This window comes from Streptomyces sp. 13-12-16 (genome assembly GCF_002114215.1).
Classification (GTDB): domain Bacteria; phylum Actinomycetota; class Actinomycetes; order Streptomycetales; family Streptomycetaceae; genus Streptomyces.
Genome location: NZ_NCTE01001029.1, coordinates 1 through 781, shown reverse-complemented (window position 1 = coordinate 781; position 781 = coordinate 1). Strand labels below are relative to the sequence as shown.

The window sequence follows — 781 nt, the reverse complement described above, 5'->3', positions numbered from 1 at the left end:
CGCTGCTGCCCGCGCTGGCCGGGGCGTTCGCGGCGGCGGCCGGGGAGGGCGACCGGGAGCCGGTGCTGTACGGGCACGCGCCCGTGGAGCCCGAGCTGGCGCGGCTGGCGCGGGCCGGACTGGACGCCGACGGTGTTCCCGACGGGCCCGTCGCCGTCACCTCGGGCGCGCTGGACGCGATGGAGCGGGTGCTCGTGGCACACCTCAGACCCGGGGACGCGGTCGCGGTGGAGGACCCGGGGTGGGGGAGTCTGCTGGACCTGGTACCGGCACTGGGGCTGAGGACCGTCCCCGTGGGGGTCGACGACGAGGGCCCGCTGCCCGATGACGTACGGAGGGCACTGGCGGGCGGGGCGCGGGCCCTGATCGTCACGGACCGGGCGCAGAACCCGACCGGCGCCGCGCTGGGCGCCGCACGCGCGCGTGCCCTGCGCCCGGTGCTCGCCGACCACCCGGAGACGCTGCTCGTCGAGGACGACCACGGGCACCACATCGTCGACCTGCCGCTGCACGCCTTGGCGGGTGCGACCCGTAGCTGGGCCTTCGTGCGCTCGGCGGCCAAGGCCTACGGACCCGACCTGCGGCTCGCGGTGCTCACCGGGGACGCGGTCACCCTCGACCGGGTGCGCGGACGGCAGCGGCTCGGACCGGGCTGGGTCAGCAGGATCGTCCAGCGCGCGGTGGTGCGGTTGTGGCGCGAGGGCGCGGTGGATCCGGTGGCCGTGGCCGCGCGGTACGGGCGGCGCCGGGAGGCGCTGATCGGGGCGCTGGCCAGGCGCGG

1 protein-coding gene is annotated in these 781 nt (G+C 78.0%); it reads left to right on the top strand.

Annotation, left to right across the window (positions count from 1 at the left end):
- Window positions 1-781 (top strand): aminotransferase class I/II-fold pyridoxal phosphate-dependent enzyme (locus B7767_RS34595; protein ID WP_085575549.1); only part of this gene is annotated, 781 nt, incomplete at both ends.